Origin of the sequence: Pseudomonas sp. MIACH, from assembly GCF_001269925.1 — a bacterium.
Taxonomy (GTDB): Bacteria; Pseudomonadota; Gammaproteobacteria; order Pseudomonadales; family Pseudomonadaceae; genus Aquipseudomonas.
In genome coordinates this window covers 61,296-85,709 of record NZ_LHVO01000037.1, presented here as the reverse complement: position 1 = coordinate 85,709, position 24,414 = coordinate 61,296, and the positions used below count along the sequence as shown (strand labels likewise).

Annotated in this window: 15 protein-coding genes; 13 read left to right on the top strand and 2 right to left on the bottom strand. The window is 61.5% G+C overall.

Annotation, left to right across the window (positions count from 1 at the left end):
• Positions 1–185: 185 nt before the first annotated feature.
• The 11 genes from AD670_RS15685 to AD670_RS15640 all read left to right on the top strand — a co-directional run bounded on the left by AD670_RS15685 (position 186) and on the right by AD670_RS15640 (position 14,496).
• Entirely contained in the window at positions 186–1,184 is a 999-nt protein-coding gene (locus AD670_RS15685; RefSeq protein ID WP_053134001.1) for an alpha/beta fold hydrolase, read from the top strand.
• 306 nt (positions 1,185–1,490) lie between these two features.
• Entirely contained in the window at positions 1,491–2,771 is a 1,281-nt protein-coding gene (locus tag AD670_RS15680) for an alkane 1-monooxygenase (RefSeq protein ID WP_053133997.1), read from the top strand.
• A gap of 117 nt (positions 2,772–2,888) precedes the next feature.
• A complete protein-coding gene (gene praA / locus AD670_RS15675; RefSeq protein WP_053133994.1) occupies positions 2,889–3,383 on the top strand; it encodes an alkane oxidation protein activator PraA in 495 nt (164 codons plus the stop codon).
• Positions 3,384–3,505: 122 nt separating this feature from the next.
• Positions 3,506–4,030 (top strand): alkane oxidation protein activator PraB, encoded by a 525-nt coding sequence (praB, locus tag AD670_RS30975; RefSeq protein ID WP_082340984.1) that lies wholly within the window; start codon positions 3,506–3,508, stop codon positions 4,028–4,030.
• A gap of 102 nt (positions 4,031–4,132) precedes the next feature.
• Positions 4,133–4,660 (top strand): alkane oxidation protein activator PraB, encoded by a 528-nt coding sequence (gene praB / locus AD670_RS30970; protein ID WP_082340983.1) that lies wholly within the window; start codon positions 4,133–4,135, stop codon positions 4,658–4,660.
• Positions 4,661–4,876: 216 nt separating this feature from the next.
• Positions 4,877–6,295 (top strand): outer membrane protein transport protein, encoded by a 1,419-nt coding sequence (locus tag AD670_RS15665; RefSeq protein ID WP_053133991.1) that lies wholly within the window; start codon positions 4,877–4,879, stop codon positions 6,293–6,295.
• Between the two features lie 292 nt (positions 6,296–6,587).
• Complete coding sequence (locus AD670_RS15660; RefSeq protein WP_053133988.1) at positions 6,588–9,113, top strand: acyl-CoA dehydrogenase; 2,526 nt, start codon at positions 6,588–6,590, stop codon at positions 9,111–9,113.
• Positions 9,114–9,228: 115 nt separating this feature from the next.
• Positions 9,229–10,572, top strand: a complete 1,344-nt coding sequence (locus AD670_RS15655; RefSeq protein WP_053133985.1) for a 3-oxoacyl-ACP reductase — start codon at positions 9,229–9,231, stop codon at positions 10,570–10,572.
• 3 nt (positions 10,573–10,575) lie between these two features.
• On the top strand, positions 10,576–11,466 hold the full coding sequence (locus AD670_RS15650) for a MaoC/PaaZ C-terminal domain-containing protein (RefSeq protein WP_053133982.1): 891 nt from the start codon (positions 10,576–10,578) through the stop codon (positions 11,464–11,466).
• Positions 11,463–12,761: an acetyl-CoA C-acetyltransferase gene (locus tag AD670_RS15645; RefSeq protein ID WP_053133979.1), complete on the top strand. Its 1,299-nt coding sequence runs from the start codon at positions 11,463–11,465 to the stop codon at positions 12,759–12,761. Before AD670_RS15650 ends, AD670_RS15645 begins: the two co-directional genes overlap by 4 nt.
• A 31-nt stretch (positions 12,762–12,792) precedes the next feature.
• Complete coding sequence (locus AD670_RS15640; RefSeq protein WP_053133976.1) at positions 12,793–14,496, top strand: AMP-binding protein; 1,704 nt, start codon at positions 12,793–12,795, stop codon at positions 14,494–14,496.
• Positions 14,497–14,793: 297 nt separating this feature from the next.
• Here the strand turns inward: AD670_RS15640 and AD670_RS15635 are convergent, their stop codons facing one another.
• Entirely contained in the window at positions 14,794–15,909 is a 1,116-nt protein-coding gene (locus AD670_RS15635; protein WP_053133973.1) for a Gfo/Idh/MocA family protein, read from the bottom strand.
• Between the two features lie 298 nt (positions 15,910–16,207).
• On the opposite strand from AD670_RS15635, the gene AD670_RS15630 reads away from it, so the two are divergent.
• Positions 16,208–17,236, top strand: a complete 1,029-nt coding sequence (locus AD670_RS15630) for a YCF48-related protein (protein WP_172681484.1) — start codon at positions 16,208–16,210, stop codon at positions 17,234–17,236.
• Positions 17,237–17,251: 15 nt separating this feature from the next.
• Positions 17,252–19,627, top strand: coding sequence for an RND family transporter (locus AD670_RS15625; RefSeq protein WP_053133968.1), 2,376 nt, complete (start codon positions 17,252–17,254; stop codon positions 19,625–19,627).
• 129 nt (positions 19,628–19,756) lie between these two features.
• On the opposite strand, the gene AD670_RS15620 is transcribed toward AD670_RS15625, so the two are convergent.
• Positions 19,757–24,406 (bottom strand): hypothetical protein, encoded by a 4,650-nt coding sequence (locus AD670_RS15620; protein ID WP_053133965.1) that lies wholly within the window; start codon positions 24,404–24,406, stop codon positions 19,757–19,759.
• Positions 24,407–24,414 lie beyond the last annotated feature (8 nt).

Below are 24,414 nucleotides of genomic sequence, written 5' to 3'. Positions count from 1 at the left end.
TTAAAAAAGATTTTAAATAATCTACCTGAAAATATCGCCTACGCTAGGACCTTGTTCCTTATGTGCGACTTGTCCGACGGACGAGCGAGGTACGCACGCTGTTCAGGTCCAGGGTGTGGACGTTGGCCGAGGCCTTGACCAATTCCGGTCAGGTCGGCGGCAGCAGGGAAGCAGAGGACCGAGCTATGGCTGTGCAATGGTTGATTGCTGCGGGTGTGCTGGTGGGGGCGAGCGTCGTGTTTTGGGGCTTGAGTGCCTGGATGACACGGCGGATTGAAGCAGCGGTTCCAGGCAATGGGCGCTTTGTGGAGGTCGATGGCGAGCGCTTTCATTATTACGAAGAGGGCAAGGGCCCGCCGCTGGTGATGATTCACGGGCTGATGGGCAGCAGCCGCAACCTGACCTACGCCTTGTCCGGCCAGTTGCGTGAGCACTTCAGGGTCATCACCCTCGACCGCCCGGGATCGGGCTATTCCACCCGCCACGCGGGTACGCCGGCCGACCTGCCGGCCCAGGCCCGGCAAATCGCGGCCTTTATCCAAACGCTGGGCCTGGAAAAACCGCTGGTGCTGGGGCATTCCCTCGGCGGCGCGATTGCCCTGGCGCTGGCCCTCGACCACCCCCACGCGGTGTCCGGGTTGATCCTGGTGGCGCCACTGACCCATCCCCAACGCCTGTTGCCACTGGTGTTCCTGTCATTGGCGGTGCGCCCGGCGTGGCTGCGGCGTTGGCTGTCGCACACCCTGACCGTGCCCATCGGCCTGCTGACCAAAGGCTCGGTGGTCAAAGGCGTGTTCGCCCCCGATGCCGCCCCGGCCGATTTCGCCACGCGTGGCGGTGGGCTGCTCGGCATGCGGCCGGATAACTTCTACGCCGCGTCCACCGAGATCAACCAGGTCAACGATCACCTGCCGGACATGGTCAAGCGCTACCCGCAACTGACCCTGCCGATCGGGCTGATCTATGGCGCGCGGGACAAGGTGCTGGACTTCCAGAAACATGGTCAGGCCCTGGCCAGCAAGGTGCCGGGGCTCAAATTGCAGTTGGTGGAAGGACGCGGCCACATGTTGCCCATTACCGCGACTGAACGGGTGGCGGCGGTGGTGGAGCAGATAGCCAAGCGTGTCCGACCGGCCCAGAGCGCTACGGTATTGCACGCGCCCTTTGCCCTGGCCAACAAATAATCATGGCCCCGATTACTGGATCGAATGTCCGAAATGCCTGCCCTAGAGACCTGACCCAACAGCTGAAAAAACGACTGTTCAGTCACGCCAAAAAGGCCTCGAAAAAGTAGTTGACGACCTATCGATTCCGCGCTATTTATTTAAAAAAATATTTCAATATTTATTTTGAAATGATTTTTGAAATGCCTAAGAGCGAATAAAAATGAAAAAAACGTCTTTTATCGCATGGTTGATTTCCTGGGGTGCCCAGCATTCCTCGAACCTGTTTTTTGCGTCCCTGCCAACCCGCCTCATCCGGAGGCAGCCATGAATCAGACATTGGCTGCCCCAAGCGTGTGGACCGACGGCAAGCGTCACCTGTGGTGGCTGGGCATCATGCCGCTGGCCACGCCATTGTTGTCCGGCACCCTGGCGATCACGACCGGTATCCAGCAACTGTGGTGGGTCGGCGTGCTGGTGATCTTCGGCCTGATCCCATTGATCGACGGTCTGCTCGGTGAAGACGTGAGCAACCCGCCCGAATCCGCCGTTGGCCACCTCGAATCCCAAAGCTACTACCGCTGGATCGTCTATACCGGCGTGCTGTTCGTGATCTCCTCGGTGGTGATCACCGGCTGGCTGGCCGCCGGCGGGATCGACTGGATCATCCAGGGTGGCCTGTTGCAGGCTGCCGCGAACCTGGACCCTTCCAGCTGGCTGTCCCACGCCGCCAGCTACATCACCGCGCGCACTCAACTGCATGGCGAACCGAGCTGGTTCACTTACCTGGGCATGGCGATGTCGACCGGTGCCGCCACCGGTATCGCGATCAATACCGCCCATGAACTGGGGCACAAGCCCAACGCTTTGGAGGTGTTCCTCGCCAAGGTGACCCTGGCGCCGACCTTCTACGGGCACTTCTACACCGAACACAATCGTGGCCATCACGTACGTGTTGCCACGCCGGAAGACCCCGCCAGCTCGCGGCTGGGCGAGAGCTTCTGGGCTTTCCTGCCGCGTTCGGTGTGGTTCAGCGCACACTCAGCCTGGAACCTGGAGCGCGAACGTCTGCGCAAACTCGGCCTGCCGGCCTGGCATTGGAAAAACGCTGTGCTCAGTGCCTGGATGTACAGCGTGGTGTTGTGGGGCGCGATGATTGCCTGGCTGGGGGCAGCGGTGATTCCGTTCCTGATTATCCAGGGCATCTACGGCTTCTCGTTGCTGGAAGTGGTGAACTATGTGGAGCACTACGGCCTTAAACGCCAGAAGTTGCCCAACGGTCGTTATGAGCGTTGTTCGCCTCGGCACTCCTGGAACAGCAATCGGATTGTCACCAATATCTTTCTGTTCCAGTTGCAGCGGCATTCCGACCACCATGCCAACCCCACCCGTAGTTATCAGTCGTTGCGTCACTTTGATGAATCGCCACAACTGCCTTATGGCTACGCGAGCATGATTGTCTGGGCGTATGTGCCTTACTTGTGGCGACGACGCATGGACCATCGAGTCCTCAACCACTATGCCGGGGATATCACCCTGACCAATCTTCAACCTTCACAGCGTTTGAAGTACCTGGAAAAGTACAGCGGCAGTGCCAAGCCGTTTTGATCTGAAGTAACACTTAGTTTCGTTGTGTGCTCGGGGCCTGATTGCCGCGCAGGATTTTATCGCCCAGAGAAAGTGCTTTGACCCGAACAAAAATAATTAAAGGGAAGGACGTACACCATGCAAACACCTGCCAAGTTCACCACCCATATCGTATTGGCCGTGCTGGGCCTGCTCGCCTATCACCAGGCCCAGGCCGCACGTATCGAACCGGCCGGCAGCGCGTTTACCGCCCAAGGCCCGATCAGCTTCTCCAAAGGCGCGCTGATCAGCGCCGACTGCACCATCAAGGTCGCCGGCAAAGTGGCGCCTGACGGTACCTCGGTCAATGTCGACAAAGTTGAATTCGACGGTGGCCTCAAGTGCAGCCGGGTCGAAGCCATCAACTTGCCGTGGATTCTGGTCGCCAAAGATACCAAGAGCGGTTCCATGTCGAAGATCAGCGTCGATGTTCACGCCTTCGGCCTGGGCGGCAAGTGCGGGCCTTCTACCGCCGATGGCACCTGGGATAACGCCACCGGCAAGTTGGAAGCCGCCAATGTACCGATTGGCGAAGACTGCAAGATCAAGACGGTGTCGATCAAGATGCCGCCGAACTTCAAAGTTGTTGAATAACGTGCTGCGGTAATTGAATTGAAATTTGGCTGGAAAGGGAAGTTCTGCAGTTTCACCGTGACCTCTCGTTCATGGCCATTACCCCTGGCGAAATGACTCGCCATAACATGTGAGGAAAAACAATGAAAAGTTTGAAAACCCTCGTGTCGTTGTCTGCTTTGGCTGTTTGCATGGGTGCTGCTTCGATGGCGAATGCTTTCAGTCTCAGCCCAATCAACACCCCATTCACAGCCGCCGGCACAATTGTCGTCAAATCTCCATCTTCGCTGCAGGTGCCGGTCACCTGTAGCGTAACGTTTACCGGAAATGTTACCGCAGCAGGTGAAGGCAGCATTACCGGCGTCACCGTAGGTGGTTCGAACTCGCTGTGTGGCTTGCCACAGATCCAAGGGACACCTTGGACGTTGAAAGCAACCGGCCTGACTGGCGTAAACGCCACCGGCACAGTCGACAATGTTGGATACAAAATCACTGCCACCGGCGTGATTCCGTCTAACTGTGGCCTGTCCACTATTGTGGTGGGGTACAACAACACTACCAAAGTTCTGACTGCAACTAACCAGCCTCTGGCTGGCAGCTGCACGGTGCAAAGCTTGAGCGTGACCGTTGTTTCGGGCGGCACCACGCCGATCACTGTTATTCCTTAATGTGAGTGTAAAAATCCCGGGCTGATCACCCACCGAAACGCACGCGCCTCTAACGAGGCGCCTGCTTGACGGCCATTCAATGTTGAATCGGGAGGGAAGACAGTGAAAGACTTAAACAGCCTTGTGTCACTGCTGGCGTGTGTCATTTGTCTGGGGGCTGCTTCCACGGTCAACGCCTACAGTTTGAGTCCAATTAATGCTGGGTTTAATGCGGTGGGTACGATTGTATTGAAGTCTCCATCGTCGTTGCAGTTGGCGGTTACGTGCAATGTCTCGCTCAGCGGAAATATTGACAGTATGGGGGTGGGCAGATTTACCTCCGCGACATTAAATGGTTTGAGTGCGCTGTGTATATCGCCACAAGCCATGTTGATTTACCCAATGGTATGGACGGTTACTAATCTGGTAGGCGGTTCATCAGCCGGTAGTTTAGAGGGGGTCGGTTACTCTGCGAGTGCGCTGGGTGCGCCGTCCTCTCACTGCGGCCCTTCGACTATCTTGGTTTCTTACGATAATCAGACAGCTCGGCTGACTGCAATTAACCAGCCGCTGTCAGGAAGTTGTACGGTGCAGCGGCTGGACGTGACGATTCTAGGGTCATCGGCTGGACCTGTTGCTGCTATTCCATGATCAATGCTAAGAGCCAGTCACTGAGTCTCTTGCAAATAAGGTAAGGCGCCTGTTACGCGGTTTAAGTTAGAGGTAAGTGTTCTGTTTGTGTCCAAGTAGGTGTAGGTAAAGCCTAATCAGGAGTGCCTGCAAGACGGTTAGGGATTTGTAAGTTTCAGTGCCTGTCATACAGGGCATACCGGTGGTGTCGGTAATAAAAATAATCAGGAGTGGTACATGAATAATAAAAAACAACACGCTCGCACATTATTGGGATTGGCAGTACTCAGCGGGATGGTCGCTGCCGGATCCGTACAAGCCGGTGGCTTCGCTACCCCTACGTTCGGCGCGGAAGGTTGGGGGCGTGCATTTGGCGGTGGTTCGATGTTCAAAGACGACCCGTCTTCGGCCTACAACAACCCTGCGGCGATGGCATTCATTGATCACAATATCGCCCAATTCAACATCGATTACGCCCGTATCAATATCAAGTACAAAGGCACCGCAAAGGATTACGCAGGCAATGATCCAGCCAAAGTCACCCTTGACCCCGTAACGGGTGATGTATCTTCTGTACCGCGTACAGGTGACGGAGGACAGGGTGGTTTCACTGCCTGGTTGCCGACCGGTTTTGCGGTGATGCCGCTGGGTGACCGTTTTGCCTTCGGCCTCAGCCAGGTCGTGCCGATGGGCGCGCGTACCACTTGGGATGACGATTGGATCGGCCGTGACTTCGCCGTCGACACGCGGATCGAAACGGTGGGGGTAACCGGTTCCCTGTCCTTCAAGGTCAATGATGAGTTCTCTGTCGGCGCCGGCGCCATCGTCCAGCACACTAAAGGCTTCGTCAGCCAGAACGTCGACTTGTTTGCCGCCGCTGCTCTGTCGCCAAACATTGGTATTCCCTTTCCTTCTGGCGCGGGATACACGCTGATGCGCGTGAAGGTCGACAATACCTCGGTAGGCTGGTTCGCAGGCTTGGCTTGGAAGCCTACGCCGCAAGACACTATTGGCCTTAACTACCACGCCAAGATCAAAAACAAGCTGGAGGGTAAATACAGCATCTACGCGGACCCGCTTTCGGCAGGCCTGATCGACTCCGGTCTTGTTACGGCTGCCTATCCTGGGCTCACCCTTAATAACAACGGCGCCAAAGCCACCACTCAACTGGACGTTCCAGCCAACGCCTCCGTTGACTGGGTGCACCAGTTCACCGACCGGTTCACCCTCGGCGCCAGCGTCACCTGGACCCAATGGTCATCGTTCAAGAACCTGACCTTGAAATCTGAGGGCCAGACCATCGTTGCCATCCCTTACAACTACAAGGATGCCTGGATGGTCTCCCTCGGCGGTGACTACAAGCTCACCGACGATTTTACCCTGCGTGCCGGTGTCGCCACCGACCAGACGCCAACGCGCAATTCCACACGCGATCCGCGTATCCCGGACGGAGACCGGATCTTCACGTCCCTGGGGTTTGGCTACAAAATCCGCGCCATTCCAGGCCTGGGTATCGACGGGTCTTACTCCCACCAGTTCGTAGAGAAGGCCAAGTTGCAGACGCATAACCAGGACCGCCTGGGTGGGGCAACCCTGGATGGCAAGGCCGATGCCTATGGGGACGTTGTCAGCCTGGGCTTAACCTACGAGTTCTGATGCGCCGCTGCCGGGTGCAATACCGGTGTAAACCTGCCGTCAGCGCATCTTTCTGCACGGTTTTACACCGGTTATGTATCGGCGCTGCGCCCACGCGACCCGTTCCGAGTGCCAGCCACTTAACTGATCAGGCCGATCCATTCGGCCCGCTATTTTTTCGCCCAAGCATTAAATAAAAATTTCAAAACAAAATTTGAATTTAGCGTTCCAAGTTTGTAGTGTGGCTTTACGCCGCAGGTCAATCCGACCTTCCGCACGTAAACCACGCCCTGAATCGAGTAGAGGTATCCCCATGGTTATCTGGTTATTGGTGGGTTTCGCAGCTGCGATTGCCCTGGCGTATCGACAAGCCGCCGCCACCCTGTGGTTGGGCGCTGGCCTGGTCTGGTTGGCGATTGGTTACCTGTTCAACGTAGTGGCGGCTTTTGGTGCCACCGTCGCGGCGGTGCTGGTGGTGTTACCGGCTTTGCTGATGACCTTCAAACCGCTGCGCCGCACGCTGTTGACCAGCAAGGCCCTCGGCCTGTTTCGCACGATCATGCCGGCGATGTCCGACACGGAACGCGCCGCCATCGAGTCCGGCACGGTGTGGTGGGACGCTGAGCTGTTCAGCGGCAAACCTAACTGGCAGCGCCTCCTGCAAGCCGCCCCGGCGAGCCTCAGCGCCGAGGAACAAGCCTTCCTCGACAATGAAGTGGAAACCCTGTGCGACATCGCCAACGACTGGGAAACCACCCAGGTCTGGCAGGACATGTCTCCCGAAGGCTGGCAGTACACCAAGGATGCCGGTTTTCTCGGCATGATCATTCCCAAGCAGTACGGCGGCAAAGGCTTCTCTCACTATGCCCATTCCCAGGTGGTGATGAAGCTCTCGACGCGCTGCTCGGCGGCGGCGATTTCGGTGATGGTCCCCAACTCCCTGGGCCCGGCCGAGTTGCTGTTGCACTACGGCACCGACGCCCAGCGCAATTACTACCTTCCGCGTTTGGCCCGGGGCGAAGACATCCCGTGCTTTGCCCTGACCAGCCCGTATGCGGGCTCCGATGCCGGGGCGATTCCCGATCTGGGCATCGTCTGCAAAGGCACCCATGAAGGCCAGGAAGTACTGGGGTTCCGTGTGACCTGGGACAAGCGCTATATCACCCTGGGGCCGATCGCCACGGTGCTCGGCCTGGCGTTTCGCGCCGAAGACCCGGACGGTTTGCTGGGGCCGAAAGGTTCGCTGGGCATCACCTGCGCCCTGATTCCGACCTCCCATCCCGGCGTGAACAGCGGCCGTCGCCACTGGCCGCTCAACGCGGTGTTCCAGAACGGCCCGACCACCGGCAAGGATGTGTTCATCCCGCTGGAATGGGTCATCGGCGGCCGTGAGCAGGTCGGCAACGGCTGGTGCATGTTGATGGAATGCCTGGCTGCCGGCCGCGCGATTTCCCTGCCGTCGGCCAACGTCGGCCTGGGCAAGGTCGCGGTGCGCGGTACCACGGCCTACGCGGCGATGCGTAAACAGTTCGGCCTGCCCATCGGCAAATTCGAAGGCGTGCAGGCGCCGTTGGCACGCATGGCCGGACACCTGTATGCCTGCGATGCGGTGCGCAAGGTCTCGGTGGCATCCCTGGATGCCGGTGAGAAACCCTCGGTGATCTCGGCCATCGCCAAGTACCACGTCACCGAACGCGCGCGGCTGATCGTCAACGACGGCATGGACATTGTTGCCGGCAAGGGCATCTGCATGGGCCCCAATAACTTCCTGGCCCGCGCCTACCAGCAAAGCCCCATCGCCATTACGGTGGAAGGCGCGAACATCATGACGCGCTGCCTGATCATCTTTGGCCAGGGCCTGATCCGCTGCCATCCCTATGTGTTCCGGGAAATGGAGGCCGCCCGCAACCCGGATCGGCGCAAGGCGCTGGAGGAATTCGACAGCGCGATGTTCGGTCATGTGAGCTTTGTGCTGGCCAACACCGTACGCGCGGCGGTGCATTCTCTTACCGGCGGGCGGCTGATTTCCGCACCGGCCAAGACCGACCCCGCGCTGGCAACCTACTATCGCCAGGCCAATCGTCTGTCGGTGGTGCTGGCGCTGATCTCGGATATTTCCATGGGCGTGCTGGGCGGTGCCCTCAAGCGCAAGGAAAGTATCACCGGGCGTTTGGGCGATATTCTCTCGCAGCTGTACATCCTGTCTTGCGTGCTCAAGCGCTTTGAGGACGACGGCCGGCCCCAGGCGGATCTGCCGCTGGTGCATTGGGCGGCGCAGGATGCGTTGCTGCGGGCCCATGAAGCCCTGGCCGAAGTGCTGGATAACTACCCGTCGAAAGCCGCAGCAGCTGTGGTGCGTGGCTTGAGTTTCCCGTTCGGCATTCCCCTGCACAAACCCTCGGATCGCCTGCTGGCCCAGGTGGCGGATGTGGTGCAGATCCCCGGCGAAACCCGCGACCGTCTGCTGGCCAACTCCTACATTCCGCGCCCGGAAATCGACAAGCTGGCCTACGGCGAGTTGGGTTTCCGCCTGTTGCCGCAGGTAGAACTGATCGACGCCCGACTCAAGCCAGCCATCAAGCAGGGCCTGCTCGACCCGATGCCGATCTCCGCCACGGCCTTCACCGCTTGGCGCGTCAAGGCGCGGGCGCTGGACCTGATCAGCGAAGACGAAGACGCCTTGCTGGGACGCTATGTGGAATACGCCGACCACGCTATCCAGGTGGATGACTTCCCGCAGGACTTCGGTTTGCTGGAGGCGTTGCAGCAGCGCAAGCAGGCGTTAGAGCCGGTCGCCAAGCGGCGCAGCAGCCAAAGCGAAAACGCCTCGGTCAACTAGGACAAACGCGTTCAATGTGGGAGGGGCCTGGGTCCAATGCCAGTCATGTAGGGCTTGCCCCCTCCGACATGGATCGGGTTTACACGGCAAGTTTGTGTTGTGAGTGGATCTATCTATGAGTGACAGCTACCTATCGTTCGTCAATTCCCCCTGGGGCCGTCGCCTGGCCCAGGCGGTGGGCTTGCCTCAGCCCGTGCCGTTGCAGCGCCATCGCAGCGGCCAGCCTGGCCTGGCCAACCCGGTGATTGTCGCCGGGGCAGGGCGCCTGGCTGCGCAGGTGCAACAGGTGTTCAGCGCTACCGACACGGTCACTGCCACCCCGGCGACGCTCAAGGCGCCGTCCACGGTCAAGGTGCAAGGCGCGGTATTCGATGCCAGCGCTGTGGTCGACCTGAAACAGTTGGATGAGCTGTACGAGTTCTTCCACGCCAATGTCAAACGCCTCGGCCAGCACGGTCGGGTGGTGGTGTTGGGCACGGCGCCCGAACACTGCGCGGACCTGCCCCAGGCCATCGCCCAGCGTGCCCTCGAAGGGCTGGTGCGCTCGCTGGCCAAGGAGCTGCGCCGCGCGATCACCGTGCAGTTGATCTACGTCGCGCCGGGTGCCGAAGCGGCGTTGGACAGCAGCCTGCGTTTCTTCCTGTCGCGCCGCTCGGCCTACGTCTCCGGGCAGGTGGTACGCCTGGAAAAACCGGTGGACGGCCACCCCAGCGTCAACTGGGATAAACCCTTTGCCGGCCGACGCGCGCTGGTGACCGGGGCTTCCCGTGGCATCGGCCTGGCGATTGCCCAGGTACTGGCCCGCGATGGCGCCCACGTGGTTTGCGTGGATGTGCCCCAGGCCCAGGAATCGCTGCAACAGGCGGCCGCCAGTGTGGACGGTTCGGCGCTGCCATTGGACATCACGGCGGCGGATGCCGCTGCACAGCTTCAAGCCCACGTCAGCCAATACGGCGCCTTCGACGTGGTGGTGCACAACGCCGGGATCACCCGCGACAAGACCATCGCCAAGATGACTGAAGCGGCCTGGCGCAGCGTGTTGGCGGTCAACCTTGAAGCGCCGTTGAACCTGAGCAATGCCTTGCTGGACAACCAGGGTTTGAATCCTGGAGGTCGCATCGTGTGTGTGTCGTCGATCTCCGGTATTGCCGGCAATCTCGGGCAAAGCAACTACGCCACCTCCAAGGCCGGCGTGATTGGCCTGGTGCAAGGCCTGGCGCCGCGTGCGGCGGCGGCACAGGTCACGGTGAATGCGGTGGCGCCGGGGTTTATCGAGACCCAGATGACCGCAAAGATCCCGCTGATGATTCGCGAAGCGGGGCGGCGCATGAACTCGATGTCCCAGGGCGGTCAGCCGATCGATGTGGCCGAGACCATTGCCTGGCTGGCGCACCCGGCGTCGGGCGGGGTCAACGGCCAGGTCGTGCGCGTGTGCGGCCAAAGCCTGCTGGGAGCCTGAGCCATGGACTACGTGACGCAGATTATCGACCCACCGCCTTCGCGCACGCGCCTGCTGCTGGACGGCGTGCGTGGCCTGCGCAAACCCAAGCTCGACGGCGCACCGCCGTTGCCCAAGGAGCGCCTGGTGCGCTCGGCGGTGGAATTGTCCGCCAGCGGCATCGCCGCCTATGGCCGTGCCTGTGGGTTTCGCCGCGAGCAGGGTGTGCCGCTGTCTTACCCCCATGTGCTGGCGTTCCCGCTGCACCTGATGCTGCTGACCCGTCCGAGTTTTCCGTACCCGGCCAGCGGCATGGTGCACCTGGCCAACCGCATCCGGCAGCACCAGCGCCTGCATGAAGGCCAGGCGTTGCGCCTGGAAGTCTTTTGCGAACGCTGGGTGGCCCACGCCAAGGGCCAGGCGCTGAGCATCGCCACCCGCGCCTACAGCAACGGCACCCTGGTGTGGGAAAGCGACAGCCTGTACCTGCGCCGCGAGGTGAAAAATCCGGTCGGCGAGCCTTGGGAAGACGCGCTGGCGTTGCAGGAGGAGGGCCTGTTGCGCACCCAGCGCTGGGTGTTGCCGGCCGATCTGGGTCGGCGCTTCGCCAAGGTCTCGGGGGATTTCAACCCGATTCACACCTCGCTGATCGGCGCCAGGCTCTTCGGCTTTCGCCGCGCCATTGCCCATGGCATGTGGACCCTCGGCCGCGCATTGGCCGCTCAACAACCGCCCGCTGGCCTGGATCAGGCCGAAGCCCACTGCGACTTCAAGCTACCGATCTTTTTGCCCGGTCAGGTCGCCCTGTGGCAACACCCCGTGAGCGGCCCGCGCCGCGAATTCGAAGTGCGCAATTTCGCCGGCGACAAACCGCATATGCGCGGGCTATTTGTCTGGAATGAGAGCCCTACATGAGTGACTACAGCTTCAATCCGGCCCCGACCCGCCGCGTGGCGATCATCGGCGGCAACCGCATCCCGTTTGCCCGTTCCAACACGGTGTACGCCCACGACAGCAACCAGGACCTGCTGGTAGCGGCGCTGCAAGGCCTGGTCGACCGTTACAACCTGCACGGCCAGCGCCTGGGCGAGTTTGCCGCCGGCGCGGTGATCAAGCATTCGCGGGATTTCAACCTGGCGCGTGAGTCACTGCTGTCGACCACCTTGTCACCGCAGACCCCGGCCTACGATGTGCAGCAAGCCTGCGGTACCGGCCTGGAAGCAGCCTTGCTGGTGGCGAATAAAATCGCCCTCGGCCAGATCGAGGTGGGCATCGCCGGTGGCGCCGACACCACCTCCGACGCGCCCATCGGCATCAATGAATCCCTGCGCCACACCTTGCTCGCGGCCAACCGCGCCAAGGGCATGGGCGATAAGTTGAAGGCGCTGCTGAAGGTGCGTCCGTCGATGTTGTTCAAGCCGCTGTTGCCGCGCAATGGCGAGCCGCGCACCGGCCTGTCCATGGGCGAGCATTGCGAAGCAATGGCCCAGCGCTGGCAGATCAAGCGCCTGGCCCAGGATGAGCTGACCCTCACCAGCCACCAGCGCCTGGACGCCGCGTATAAGCGCGGTTTCTTCGACGACCTGATCAGCCCCCATCGCGGCCTGGCGCGGGACAACAACCTGCGCGCCGACGCCAGCCTGGAGAAACTCGCCGGGCTGTCCCCGGCCTACGATCGCCAGAACGGCACCCTGACGGCGGGCAACTCCACGCCACTGACAGATGGCGCCTCGGTGGTGCTGTTGGCCAGCGAAGAGTGGGCGGCCGCCAATGGCTGGCCGGTGTTGGCCTACCTGCGCACGGGCGAGACGGCGGCGGTGAATTTTGTCGACGGCAGCGAAGGCCTGCTGATGGCCCCGGCCTATGCGGTACCGCGCATGCTCAAGCGTGAAGGGCTGAGCTTCGCCGACTTCGATTTCTTCGAGATCCACGAAGCGTTTGCCGCCCAGGTGCTGTGCACGCTCAAGGCCTGGGAAGACGCCGATTACTGTCGCGAGCGCCTCGGCCTGGACGCGCCACTGGGGGCCATCGACCGCGCCAAAATGAACGTCAACGGTGGCTCCCTCGGCTGCGGTCACCCGTTTGCCGCCACCGGTGGCCGGCAATTGGCGGCGCTGGCCAAGGCCATTCATGAGCGTGGCGGCGGTCGCGGCCTGATATCCATCTGCGCGGCGGGCGGGCTGGGCATTACCGCCATCGTCGAAAAGTAGCGCTATCAAAAACAACAATAAGGAGACTGCCATGAACGCTATCAGCCTGGAACACACCGAACGGGTCTGGTTGAACGCTTACCTGCCCGGCGTCCCGGCGGACATCGATGCCGCTATCGAGGATTACCCGTCGCTGCGCGAGGTGTTCCTGGAGCACCTGGAGAAGTTTCGCGAGCGGGTCGCCTACGTCAGCATCGGCACCGAAATGACCTACGCCGACTGGCAGGTGCAGGGCATTGCGTTTGCCGCCTGGCTGCAAGGCCAAGGGGTGAAGAAGGGCGACCGCGTGGCGCTGATGATGCCCAACTGCTTGCAGTACCCGATCTGCTTGCTCGGCACCATCCTGGCCGGCGCGGTGGTGGTCAACGTCAACCCGTTGTACACCTCCCACGAGCTCAAGCACCTGCTCAAGGACAGCGGCGCGGAAACCGTGGTGATCTTCGAAAACTTCGCCCACACCCTGGAAAAAGTCATTGCCGGCAGCAGCGTCAAGCGCGTGGTGGTGGCCGCCATCGGCGACTTGCTCGGCACCTTCAAGGGCGCGGCGATGAACTTCATCCTGCGCCGCGTGCAAAAACAGGTGCCGGATTTCAATCTGGCTGGTTCGGTGCGGTTCAACCAGGTGTTGAAACAGGGCCGCGCGCTCAACCACTTCCCGGTGGACATGCACCTCGATGACCTGGCCTTCCTGCAATACACGGGCGGCACCACGGGGGACGCCAAGGGCGTGATGCTCAGTCATCGCAACATCATCGCCAACCTGCTGCAGGCCAAGGCCTGGGTCGGCGACCAATTGGACCAGGACAAGCAGGAAACCAATGTCACCCTGCTGCCGCTGTACCACATCTTTTCGCTGACGGTGAATTGCCTGATGTTCATGTGCCTGGGCGGGCGCAACATCCTCATCGCCAACCCCCGGGATGTGAAACGGGTGCAGATGATCCTGCGCAAGGAACGCTTCAATGGCATCGCCGGGGTCAATACGCTGTTCAACGGCCTACTGGAGAACAAGGAGTTCTGTGCGCGGGACTTCTCCGACCTGCGCATGGTGATTGCCGGCGGCATGGCCACGCACACGGCGGTGGCCAAGCGCTGGAAGGAAGTCACCGGGCTGCCGATCATCGAAGGCTACGGCCTGACCGAATGCTCGCCGGTGGTGAGCATCAGCCCGATCAACATTGCGCGCATGCGCGAGATGGAATTCACCGGCAGCATCGGCGTTCCTTTACCGTCGACCTGGGTGCGGTTCATGCGTGAAGACGGCGAACTGGCCGATATCGGCGAGCAGGGCGAACTGCAAGTGCGCGGCCCGCAGGTGATGCAGGGGTACTGGCAACGGCCGAAGGAAACCGACGAGGTGCTGGATGCCGAGGGGTGGCTGTCCACCGGTGATATCGGCGTGATGGACGAACGTGGCTATATCCGTCTGGTGGACCGCAAGAAAGACATGATCCTGGTCTCGGGCTTCAACGTGTACCCCAATGAAATCGAAGATGTGGTGGCGCTGCACCCCGGCGTCGGCGAAGTGGCGGCCATCGGGGTGGAAGACGGGGTGACGGGGGAGAAGGTCAAGATCATCGTGGTGCGCAAGGATCCGAACCTGACCCAGGAGCAGATTCTTGAGCACTGCCGGGAATACCTGACGGGGTACAAGGTGCCCAGGTATGTGGAGTTTCGCACTACCGAGTTGCCCAAGACCACGGTGGGCAAGGTACTGCGCCGAGCCTTGCGCTGATTTAAATGTGTGTAGGCGATCTAAATGTGGGAGGGGGCTTGCTCCCGATGGCCTTGGGTATCCACACAACTTTTCAGACCCTGACAAATCTCCCTGTGGCGAGCGGGCTTGTCCCGCGTTGGGCTGCGGAGCAGCCCCAAGTAAGAACGCTGCTGTATGCCAGACAGCCCCGGGGTTGTGTTTTGGGGCTGCTTCGCAGCCCAACGCGGGGCAAGCCCGCTCGCCACAGTTACGATGTTCCTCCTTAACTGATTGGCGTTAGGGCTTGCCCCTCCCACAAGGGTTTTGCATTGTGCTTCAGAGCGAGTTCACGTTGACCCAGCGTTCTTCACGGGCAGCCACACGAATCGCTGTCGCCAACCGCTCCACTTCCCACGCGGCTTCAAAGTCCGTGCCATCCGCGCCTTGCCCCGTCACGGCCATGATCAACTCCTGCACTTCCAGGGTCTTCAGCTCGTTGTACCCCAGCTGATGCCCCGCCGCCGGGCTGAAGGCCGCGTAGCCGGGCAGGGCAGGGCCGGCCAGCAAACGCTGGAAACCGTCCTGGCCGACACGGCACAGGCGCAGTTCATTCAAGCGTTCCTGATCGAACGCCAACGTGCCCTTCGTGCCGCTGATCTCGAAACTCAGGTGGTTCTTGTAACCGTGCTTGAGCCAACTGCTGCTCACCGTGCCGCGCGCGCCGTTGGCGAAGCGCAGCAGGGCGTGTACCTGGTCGTCCACGGCGATGGCTTTCTGCTCGGCGCTGCCTTTGACGGTCGGGCGTTGGGCGTGGACGGTCTGGGTGTCGGCACACACGCTGGTCACGTCGCCCACCAGGTAACGCGCCATCGACAGCAAGTGGCTGCCCAGGTCCGCCAGGGCGCCACCGGCATGCTCCACTTCACAGCGCCACGACCACGGTGACGCCGGGTCAGCCATGAAGTCTTCGCTGAACTCGCCCTGGAAGCTGATGATTTCGCCGAGCTCGCCCTTGGCAATCAGTTGCCGCGCCAGCCCGATCATCGGGTTGTGTTGATAGTTGTAGCCCACCCGTGTCACCACCCCGGCCGCACTGGCGGCGCGGCGCATCGCGTCGGCCTGTTCGAGGCTGACCGCCAGGGGTTTTTCGCAATACACCGCCTTGCCCGCCGCAATCGCCGCCATCGCCATGGGGTAGTGCAGGTGGTTGGGGGTGGTGATGGCCACGACGTCCACCGACGGGTCGTTGATCAGCGCCTGCCAGTCGCCGTGGGCTTGGGCAAATCCCCAGGCCGTGGCGCAGCGCTGGGCGCGTTCGGTGTCGGCATCGGCCAGGGCGGCCAGCTTGAGGTGTACCGGCAGTTCAAAAACCGCCCGGGCGTTGTTGAACGCCAGGGCATGGGCGCGGCCCATGAAGCCTGTGCCGATCAAGCCGATTCCGAGTTCACGCATAGCCGTGGTCCTTTGGATTATTGTTTTCAGGGAGGCTATTAATGGAATAAAAATTCGCATAATTCAAGATATGGAATAAAAATTCATTAATCAGTCTGGCTAATGTCCTCCTATTCAGGCATGGCTAAACGCCGCCAGTTAACAAAAGATAACGTAGCACCGATTGTCAGACGATTCGAAAGCCCGATAGGATGGCCCCTGCTTCCTCCAGGCGCTCTAGATTGCAGGTTTCAGGGCCCGGGAAGGCGAGACGACCTAACAATAATAAATGGGAGAAAGGTCTATGAGTGAGCCTGTCATGGGTTGGGTTGTTTGCCGCCCACGCGCCGCACGCAAGGTTGCGTTGCTGGCCGCAGCGCTCTCGCTGTTTGGGGCTGTCGCGTTGCCGACCGTCGTCCAGGCCGCCAGCGATACCCCTTTTGCGATTGAATCCCCCAAGGCCGCCAAAGGCCTGATGATCGATGTGGTTCATGCCGGCAAGCGCCTGGTGGCGGTCGGTGATCGCGGGCACATCCTCTATTCCGATGACCAGGGCAGTACCTGGACCCAAGCCAAGGTCCCCACCCGGCAACTGCTCACGGCGGTGTATTTCGTCGATGACAAGCAGGGCTGGGCGGTCGGCCATGATGCACAAATCCTCGCCAGTTCCGACGGCGGCGCTACCTGGACCCAGCAATACCAGGACCTCAAGCGCGAAGCCCCGCTGCTCGACATCTGGTTCAAGGACGCCAGCCACGGCCTGGCCGTCGGCGCCTACGGTGCGCTGATCGAAACCACCGACGGCGGCAAGACCTGGGAAGACGTCAGCGACCGCCTCGACAACGAAGACCAGTTCCACCTCAACGCCATCGCCCAGGTCAAGGATGCCGGCCTGTTTATCGTCGGCGAGCAGGGCAGCATGTTCCGCTCCAGCGACGACGGCCAGACCTGGGAAAAACTCGAAGGCCCCTACGAGGGGTCGCTGTTTGGCGTCATCAGCACCGCACAAGCGCAGACCCTGCTGGCCTACGGCTTGCGCGGCAATCTCTACCGTTCTACGGATTTCGGCAGCACCTGGGAACAGGTCGAACTGAATGCCGCACGCGGCGCCCTGGAGTTCGGCCTGTCGGGGGCGACGTTGCTGGAGGACGGCGCCATCGTGGTCGTCGGTAACGGTGGCAGCGTGGTGGTCAGCCATGACGACGGCCAGACCTTCAGCGTGTTCAACCGCCCGGACCGCATTTCGTTATCGGCCGTCACGGCGGCAGGCAATGGCAACTTGATTCTGGTCGGGCAGGGTGGTGTTCGCGTCGCTACAGCCACTGGCGCCGAACCGACAAAACAATAAGAAGGCGGGGAAAGCATGAGCAGTCATCACAACGATAAAGCGACCTTTCTTGAGCGCCTGATCTTCAACAACCGCCCGGCAGTCATCGTGATCTGCCTGCTGGTCAGTATTTTCCTGTTCTGGCAGGCGACGTTGATTCGCCCGTCCACCAGCTTTGAAAAGATGATCCCGCTCAAGCACCCCTTCATCGAAAAGATGATGGAACACCGCAACGACCTGGCCAACCTGGGCAACACGGTGCGCATCTCAGTGGAGGCCAAGGACGGTGACATCTTCACGAAGGAGTACATGGAGACCCTGCGCCAGATCAACGACGAGGTGTTCTACATCTCGGGCGTCGATCGTTCGGGCCTCAAGTCGCTGTGGAGCCCCAGCGTACGCTGGACCGAAGTCACCGAAGAAGGCTTCGCCGGCGGTGAAGTGATCCCGCAGAGCTACAACGGCTCGGCGCAAAGCCTCGATCAACTGCGCAACAACGTGCTTAAGTCCGGCCAGGTCGGGCGTCTGGTGGCCAACGATTTCAAATCGAGCATCGTCGATATCCCGCTGCTGGAGTCCTACCCGGACCCGCAGGACCAAGGCAAGTTGCTGGCCCTGGATTACCGCAAGTTTTCCCATGAACTCGAAGACAAGATCCGCGACAAGTTCGAAGCCCAGAACCCCAACGTCAAGATCCACATCGTCGGCTTCGCCAAGAAGGTCGGCGACCTGATCGACGGTCTGGTGATGGTGGTGCTGTTCTTCGGTGTTGCATTCATCATCACCCTGGTTCTATTGCTGTGGTTCACCAACTGCCTGCGCAGCACCATTGCGGTGTTGAGCACCACGCTGGTGGCGGTGGTCTGGCAACTCGGCCTGATGCACTTCTTCGGCTTCGGGCTGGACCCGTATTCGATGCTGGTGCCGTTTCTGATTTTCGCCATCGGGATTTCCCACGGCGTGCAGAAGATCAACGGTATCGCCCTGCAATCCAGCGAGGCGGACAACGCGCTGACCGCCGCGCGGCGTACCTTCCGGCAACTGTTCCTGCCGGGGATGATCGCGATCCTCGCGGACGCCGTGGGCTTTATCACGCTGCTGATCATCGATATCGGCGTGATCCGCGAACTGGCCATCGGCGCGTCCATCGGCGTGGCGGTGATCGTGTTCACCAACCTGATCCTGCTGCCGGTGGCGATTTCCTATGCGGGTATCAGCAAGCGGGCCATCGCCCGGAGCAAAAAGGACGCGCACCGCGAACATCCGTTCTGGCGCCTGCTGTCGAAATTCGCCAGCCCCAAAGTCGCGCCGGTCTCGGTCCTGCTCGCGTTGGTGGCGTTTGGCGGTGGCCTCTGGTACAGCCAGAACCTGAAGATCGGCGACCTCGACCAGGGCGCGCCGGAATTGCGCCCCGACTCGCGCTACAACAAGGACAACAACTTCATCATCAGCAACTACTCCACCAGCTCCGACGTGCTGGTGGTGATGGTCAAGACCAAGGCCGAAGGCTGCTCGCGCTATGAAGCCATGGCGCCCATCGACCAGTTGATGTGGAAGATGCAGAACACCGAGGGCGTGCAGTCGGCGATCTCGCTGGTGACTGTGTCCAAGCAGATGATCAAGGGCATGAACGAGGGCAACCTGAAGTGGGAGACCCTGTCGCGTAACCCTGATGTGCTGAACAACTCCATCGCCCGTGCCGATGGCCTGTACAACAACAATTGCTCGCTGGCGCCGGTGCTGGTGTTCCTCAACGACCACAAGGCCGAAACCCTAGACCGCGCGGTGCATGCGGTGCAGGACTTCGCCAAGGAGAACAACAAGGACGGCCTGGAATTCATCCTCGCTGCGGGTAATGCCGGGATCGAAGCGGCCACCAACGAGGTGATCAAGGAATCGGAGCTGATCATCCTGATCCTGGTGTACCTGTGCGTGGCGACCATGTGCATGATCACCTTCCGCTCCTGGGCGGCAACCCTGTGCATCGTGCTACCGCTGGTGTTGACCTCGGTGTTGGGCAATGCGCTGATGGCGTTCATGGGCATCGGCGTCAAGGTCGCGACCCTGCCGGTGGTGGCCCTGGGCGTGGGGATTGGCGTGGACTACGGCATCTACATCTACAGCCGCCTGGAAAGCTTCCTGCGCGCGGGTTTGCCGTTGCAGGAAGCCTATTACCAGACGCTCAAGTCCACCGGTAAAGCCGTGCTGTTCACCGGGCTGTGCCTGGCGATCGGCGTGTGCACCTGGATCTTCTCGGCCATCAAGTTCCAGGCCGACATGGGCCTGATGCTGACCTTCATGCTGCTGTGGAACATGTTCGGTGCACTGTGGCTGCTGCCGGCACTCGCGCATTTCCTGATCAAGCCCGAGAAGCTGGCGGGGCAGAAGGGCAACTCGTTGTTTGCCCACTAAAGCGCCAGTCATGTAGGAGCGAGCTCGCTCGCGAAAAACGCCCAGGCAACGCGTTCATGCTCCATAAACGCGGTGGCCCTGAGTGCTTCGCGAGCAAGCTCGCTCCTACAAAAAGCCTTGACTCGTTTTTCAGCGGGCCAGCGGCAGGAACCAGCGCTCGGCCAGCGCCTTGCCGAGCAAGCCGCGATGCACATCTACCACCGCCTGCGGGCTTTGTGCACGGGCCAGTTGCGAGTAGTAACTGACCCGGCGTTGCTCAAGGGTTTTCAGGTGGGCAGCGGTGTAGTTTTCCTTGGGCGTATCGGCGGCCGGGTAGTGGAAGTGGGCGTACCACAATGGATAGCCACCCGAGTCGTTGACCGCATACTCCTGGACAAAATCCCGGCGCTCGCCGCTCAGTTGAATGCGCTCTCCGAGCAACGCCATGTTTGCGCGCTTCTGCTCGATCAGGTATTCCAGGTTGCCGTGGGTCGGTGGCAGTTCCAGGCTTAGTTGAATGCGCAGCGCCTGGCCGCGTTCACTCAGGCGCACTGCCGCCTGGCGCATGTCATTTTCCAGGGCCAGGTCAGCCGGCGTGCGGGCTTCGGCGGGTTGGGCCTGGATTGCCAGGTGCAGTTCGGTGGCCAGCTTGTCGTAGCGCACCGATTCAGACTGCAGCACCTCCTGGACTTCCTGCGGGTGCCGGGACACTTTCTTGTACTGCTCGCCGCGCAGCAGGTGTTTCTCCAGCATGCCCAGCAGCTTGCGCGCCTCACCCTTGACCAGGCTCAAACTGCGCGGCGTCAAGGGCGAAAGCGGTGGGGTCGCGTCTTTGAACTCGATCCATTGCTCGCCTCGTTGTGAATACGTGCTTAACACCTCGCCGGTGACCTCTGAACGAAGCTCGACGGTTTCCAGTGTGCCTACGGGTTTGACCTCGCCGATAAAGGTGCCCTTTTTCGCCGTGCGAATGACCTTTTTCGGCGGTTTTCCGGCGACCACCGGAGGGCGCCGGCTTGGGCGCTGGGCGGTTTGGGCGACGGGCTTGATTTCACTGGCCAACTGCTGGGCCGCTTGCTGGTACAACCCATCCACCAGCTTGACCAGCTTGGCGAAATACTCGCCGTCCAGCTCATCGGCATTCACGATGCCAACCCCCTCCAGAGCGTCCAGGCCCCGGCCGTAGTGCTCCACCAGGCTTTCCAACACGCTGATGCGTTCCTCGGCCGTCAGCTCCAGCTCGTTCAGGTCACTGTGGGTGCGCAAGTGCTCCTGCAGCGGCTCAAGGATATCGATCATCACGCTCACCAAGGCGTGACCCGGGTGCTTGTGGGTCATCAGCTCATAGTTGCGCATCAGCAGGTCCTTGACCGCCAGGGCGCTGATTTCCTGCGGGCGTTCCCAGGTCAGGCGGCGGTAATGGTCGCTGCCGGCGGTTCCCAGTTTGAACAGTTGGTCCAGGTAGCGATCACGCACCTCAAGCCAACGGATCGAGCGTTCATTGATAGCAATCATGCTGCGGATAAACTGCTGGTAAGCGGGGAAGTCGCCAAGAATGGCTTCGGCCAGGCGTGGGGCTTTGGACGTGAAATGAGCGTGGGTTCGGTACAGCGCGCCCCGGTCTTTCTCGGCCACCACCACATGCTTGCGCGCGTTGTTGACCATATTTTCCAACAGGCTCGCGACGGACTGCGGCGGCAGGGCGATGTCCAACTCGTTGCGTTCTTTCAGGTTGTCCAGTTGCTGTTGGTATTCCTCGGTCTGCTCTTGCAGGGCGGTGTCGAAGCGCCGGCGGCTGTCAGCCAGTTGCGCCTCGCTGAAACGCGGGTCGTCAGCAGCGCGGGTCATGACCCCGAGGATCACTTCGATGCGGGTTTGCCGCGCCACCTGGCCCTGGATGAACCGTTCATAACTGTCCTGCAGCTCGCGGATGCGCTGCGCCCGCCGTTGACGTTCGGCAGCAATCCGCTTGGGTGGCAAGCCCCCGCGCAGGTGCAGGCGCGTGTCCACCGACCACATGCCTTGGGCATCGCTGCGCAGGTAAGGGCCATTCACACGTGCATCGCTCGGCATCACCACTCGGATGTCGCCCTCAGGCTCCAGCGAGACCTGCAGCCACTCGCCGTTTGCCAGCGCGTGCCATGTGTTCTCGATGAGGTAGAGGCCGCGTCGCGGTCCGTTCAATACCGGCTGGGGCAGGAGTGCCGGGCGCGGGGCCTTGAAGGTGGCGAGACGGGTGCGTTGGGTCGGGGTCAGACGCTGGCGTGCCTGGGCAAAGCTGAAATCCAGCACGGTGTTGTCTTTCTGCGCCAGTGCTTCGGGCAGCAGGACTGCACCTTCACGAATGCTCGGCGCGGGCGGTTGCGGCCATTGCTCGGCGATCCACGGGCGCAAAGCCGAGGGCATCGCCTGCTGCTTGAGCCCCGTTGCCAGCGGCGCGGGCGTTGGGATCACCACCGGCACGGCCTCCAGTAACAGCAGTCCGAGGTTGAGCAGCAGGTCGACGGTCGCCAGCTCCCGGGCATGCGGGTCTTCGGCGGCCAGCGCCGGAATATCCTGGCCCAGGCTGGCCATCAACCCCAACAGCCAGCCGGTGAGCATGGCCGGGCCGCGCAGCAGGGGCAGCAGCAGGTTACCGAACAACAGGCTGCTGCCTTCGCGCAACACTTGCCAGCGGCTCTCGCTGTTGGACACCGACTCACGGTTGGCTTGCTCCACCAAGGCTCGCGCATGGTCACTGAACAAGTACGCCATCAGTCGCCCGGTCACCAGGCATTGATGCAGTTCGTCGTTGATGCCATCGGCGGACAGCGTCGCCGGCGTTGGTTTGCCCAGGGGCGCAAACTCATCGCCCTGGCCGAAACGCACATAGTGGGGCTCACGGAACCCGCCGTTGGCGTAAATCGGCCGGGCCGGGTCGCTCAGCCAGGTCAAGACGCTGTTCTGCAGCGGCCCCGGTTCGGCGATGGCCTCGAACAACGCGCCGCGGCTGGCAAATTCCTGAAGGGCTTCGGCATACAACGGTCGGTACAGCACATGGGGACCGATGCGGGGGTCTTGGGCTTCGATCAGGTACATGGCGCTGGCCACGTCCGGTTGGGCGCCAGGCATCTGCAGCAGGGCGAGGTGGCGGATCACCACCGGCTGCCGGTCGACCTGTTGGTCGGCGATATCACGCTCCATCACCGCCGCGACCAGGCGCGCGCCCTGAGGGCTCAGACCGCCTTGCTGTTTCAGGCTCAGTTCCAGGGCCAGCAACGGCAATTGCACGGCCTGCTGTGCGGCGAACAGCACTTCACGCTCGCGCGCCTCGCGATTGTCGCCCAGCAGTTGGGCTTCCAGCAGGCGTGGGTACTGCTGACCAATGTCCACCCGCTCCACCAGGCCGCCGGCACCCATCAGGTACTCTGTGGTCAGCCATGCCGGCAACGGCAGGCCATGCCGGTGGGCGAGGGTTACGCTGCCGCTGGGGCGGCTGGACAGATTGTCGATGGCGAGTTGGGTCAGGCTCATGCGTTCGTTGCGAGTGATCCCGACGGTTCCTGGGTAGCCGGCTGTCACGGAAAAGGTCAGCAGCAGGTCGTCGGGATGCAGGGCCGCAACGGAAGGCGCAGTCGGCACGAGCTTTTCAAACGTCACTGCATCCCCTTGCAGGGCTTGCAACAGCGCGTTGACGGTGTAGGTGTGGAGGTCGTCGATACCGCTGAACACGGTGCGGCCCGCAGCACGCTGTTTCGCTGCGGCCAGCGCCAGGGTGTAGCGGCGATAAGCGGCCTGGTCGTCGGCACTGGCACCTTGCAGCCAGGCCGGCAAATGGGTGCGCAAGGTCGCCAGGATCGGGGTGGCCGGGGCGTCACGGAAAAACCGCCCAGGGTCGGTGATCTCGTTATACAACGCCTGCCACACCCTGAAGGGCTGGCCGGTTGGCAGGCTCAGGTTGCCGAGGTCTTCGAGCTGGCGGTTGAGGATCAACGAGGCCTGGTGCTCGAAAAGATCGCCGTCGGGTTCATAGCGTTGCAGCACGATATCGTCGACCTGGTACTGATGGCCCAGGCGTTGGCCCACGGTCTGGATCAGTGCATCCATGTTGGCGAATACCTCGATACCCGTCTGCGGGCTGCACAGCAACACCGACACCTTGCCGTTGAGCGCGCGGGCCAGCACCAGTTGCGGACCCAGCAGGCTGACACTGTGCGCCTCGCGCTTGAGGGTGGCCTCGAGCCCGTAGGCGAACACCGCACCTTCGCGATGGCGAGCGAGGCGGGGCTCGCGCTCAGGAGTGGTCAATAACTGGTCGAGGGTCTCGCGGGCCGTTTGATCCAGGTCGGCCTGGCTCAGGGCGGCGGCGCGCAAGGTGTCCTTCAATACATCGGCCAGCCAGCGCCAGTGGCCAGCATCCCAATAGGCGGCCAGGGCGTTTTGCAGTGCGATGGGCAAGGTCTGGGGGATTTCGCCCACCAGCTTGGCGATGACCTGCATATCGAGTTTTTCCTGGGTCAAGCCCGGGAGTTTCAAGCGCTTGGGTGGCTCGTCGGAGAGGTACCAGGCCAGGTTGCCGACATCGCTGAAGTCCAGCGGCGTGCCGCTGGCCAGGGCGTCGTGGACCACCGGCATAAACGGTTGCAGCAACCAACTGCGGCGTTGCGGCCTCGCCAGACGCGTGCGGCTCAGGTCCAACGTCAGGCTGGGGTAGCTGGCGCTGATGGCGGTGGCGAGTTGCTGGCGAATCACGCTTTCCAGCAGGGGGCGATCAGCAAAGCGCGCGCTGACGGCGTGCGCAATAGAGTCATGGGATTGCATAAACATCC

What these genes read in the sequence shown, in the direction of transcription:
- AD670_RS15640 (WP_053133976.1), top strand. Translation starts at nt 12,793, where the DNA reads ATGAACGCTATCAGCCTGGAACACACCGAACGGGTCTGGTTGAACGCT.
- AD670_RS15655 (WP_053133985.1), top strand. Translation starts at nt 9,229, where the DNA reads ATGAGTGACAGCTACCTATCGTTCGTCAATTCCCCCTGGGGCCGTCGC.
- AD670_RS15645 (WP_053133979.1), top strand. Translation starts at nt 11,463, where the DNA reads ATGAGTGACTACAGCTTCAATCCGGCCCCGACCCGCCGCGTGGCGATC.
- praB (WP_082340984.1), top strand. Translation starts at nt 3,506, where the DNA reads ATGAAAAGTTTGAAAACCCTCGTGTCGTTGTCTGCTTTGGCTGTTTGC.
- praA (WP_053133994.1), top strand. Translation starts at nt 2,889, where the DNA reads ATGCAAACACCTGCCAAGTTCACCACCCATATCGTATTGGCCGTGCTG.
- AD670_RS15635 (WP_053133973.1), bottom strand. Translation starts at nt 15,909, where the DNA reads ATGCGTGAACTCGGAATCGGCTTGATCGGCACAGGCTTCATGGGCCGC.
- AD670_RS15665 (WP_053133991.1), top strand. Translation starts at nt 4,877, where the DNA reads ATGAATAATAAAAAACAACACGCTCGCACATTATTGGGATTGGCAGTA.
- AD670_RS15650 (WP_053133982.1), top strand. Translation starts at nt 10,576, where the DNA reads ATGGACTACGTGACGCAGATTATCGACCCACCGCCTTCGCGCACGCGC.
- AD670_RS15630 (WP_172681484.1), top strand. Translation starts at nt 16,208, where the DNA reads ATGGGTTGGGTTGTTTGCCGCCCACGCGCCGCACGCAAGGTTGCGTTG.
- AD670_RS15680 (WP_053133997.1), top strand. Translation starts at nt 1,491, where the DNA reads ATGAATCAGACATTGGCTGCCCCAAGCGTGTGGACCGACGGCAAGCGT.
- AD670_RS15625 (WP_053133968.1), top strand. Translation starts at nt 17,252, where the DNA reads ATGAGCAGTCATCACAACGATAAAGCGACCTTTCTTGAGCGCCTGATC.
- AD670_RS15660 (WP_053133988.1), top strand. Translation starts at nt 6,588, where the DNA reads ATGGTTATCTGGTTATTGGTGGGTTTCGCAGCTGCGATTGCCCTGGCG.
- AD670_RS15685 (WP_053134001.1), top strand. Translation starts at nt 186, where the DNA reads ATGGCTGTGCAATGGTTGATTGCTGCGGGTGTGCTGGTGGGGGCGAGC.
- AD670_RS15620 (WP_053133965.1), bottom strand. Translation starts at nt 24,406, where the DNA reads ATGCAATCCCATGACTCTATTGCGCACGCCGTCAGCGCGCGCTTTGCT.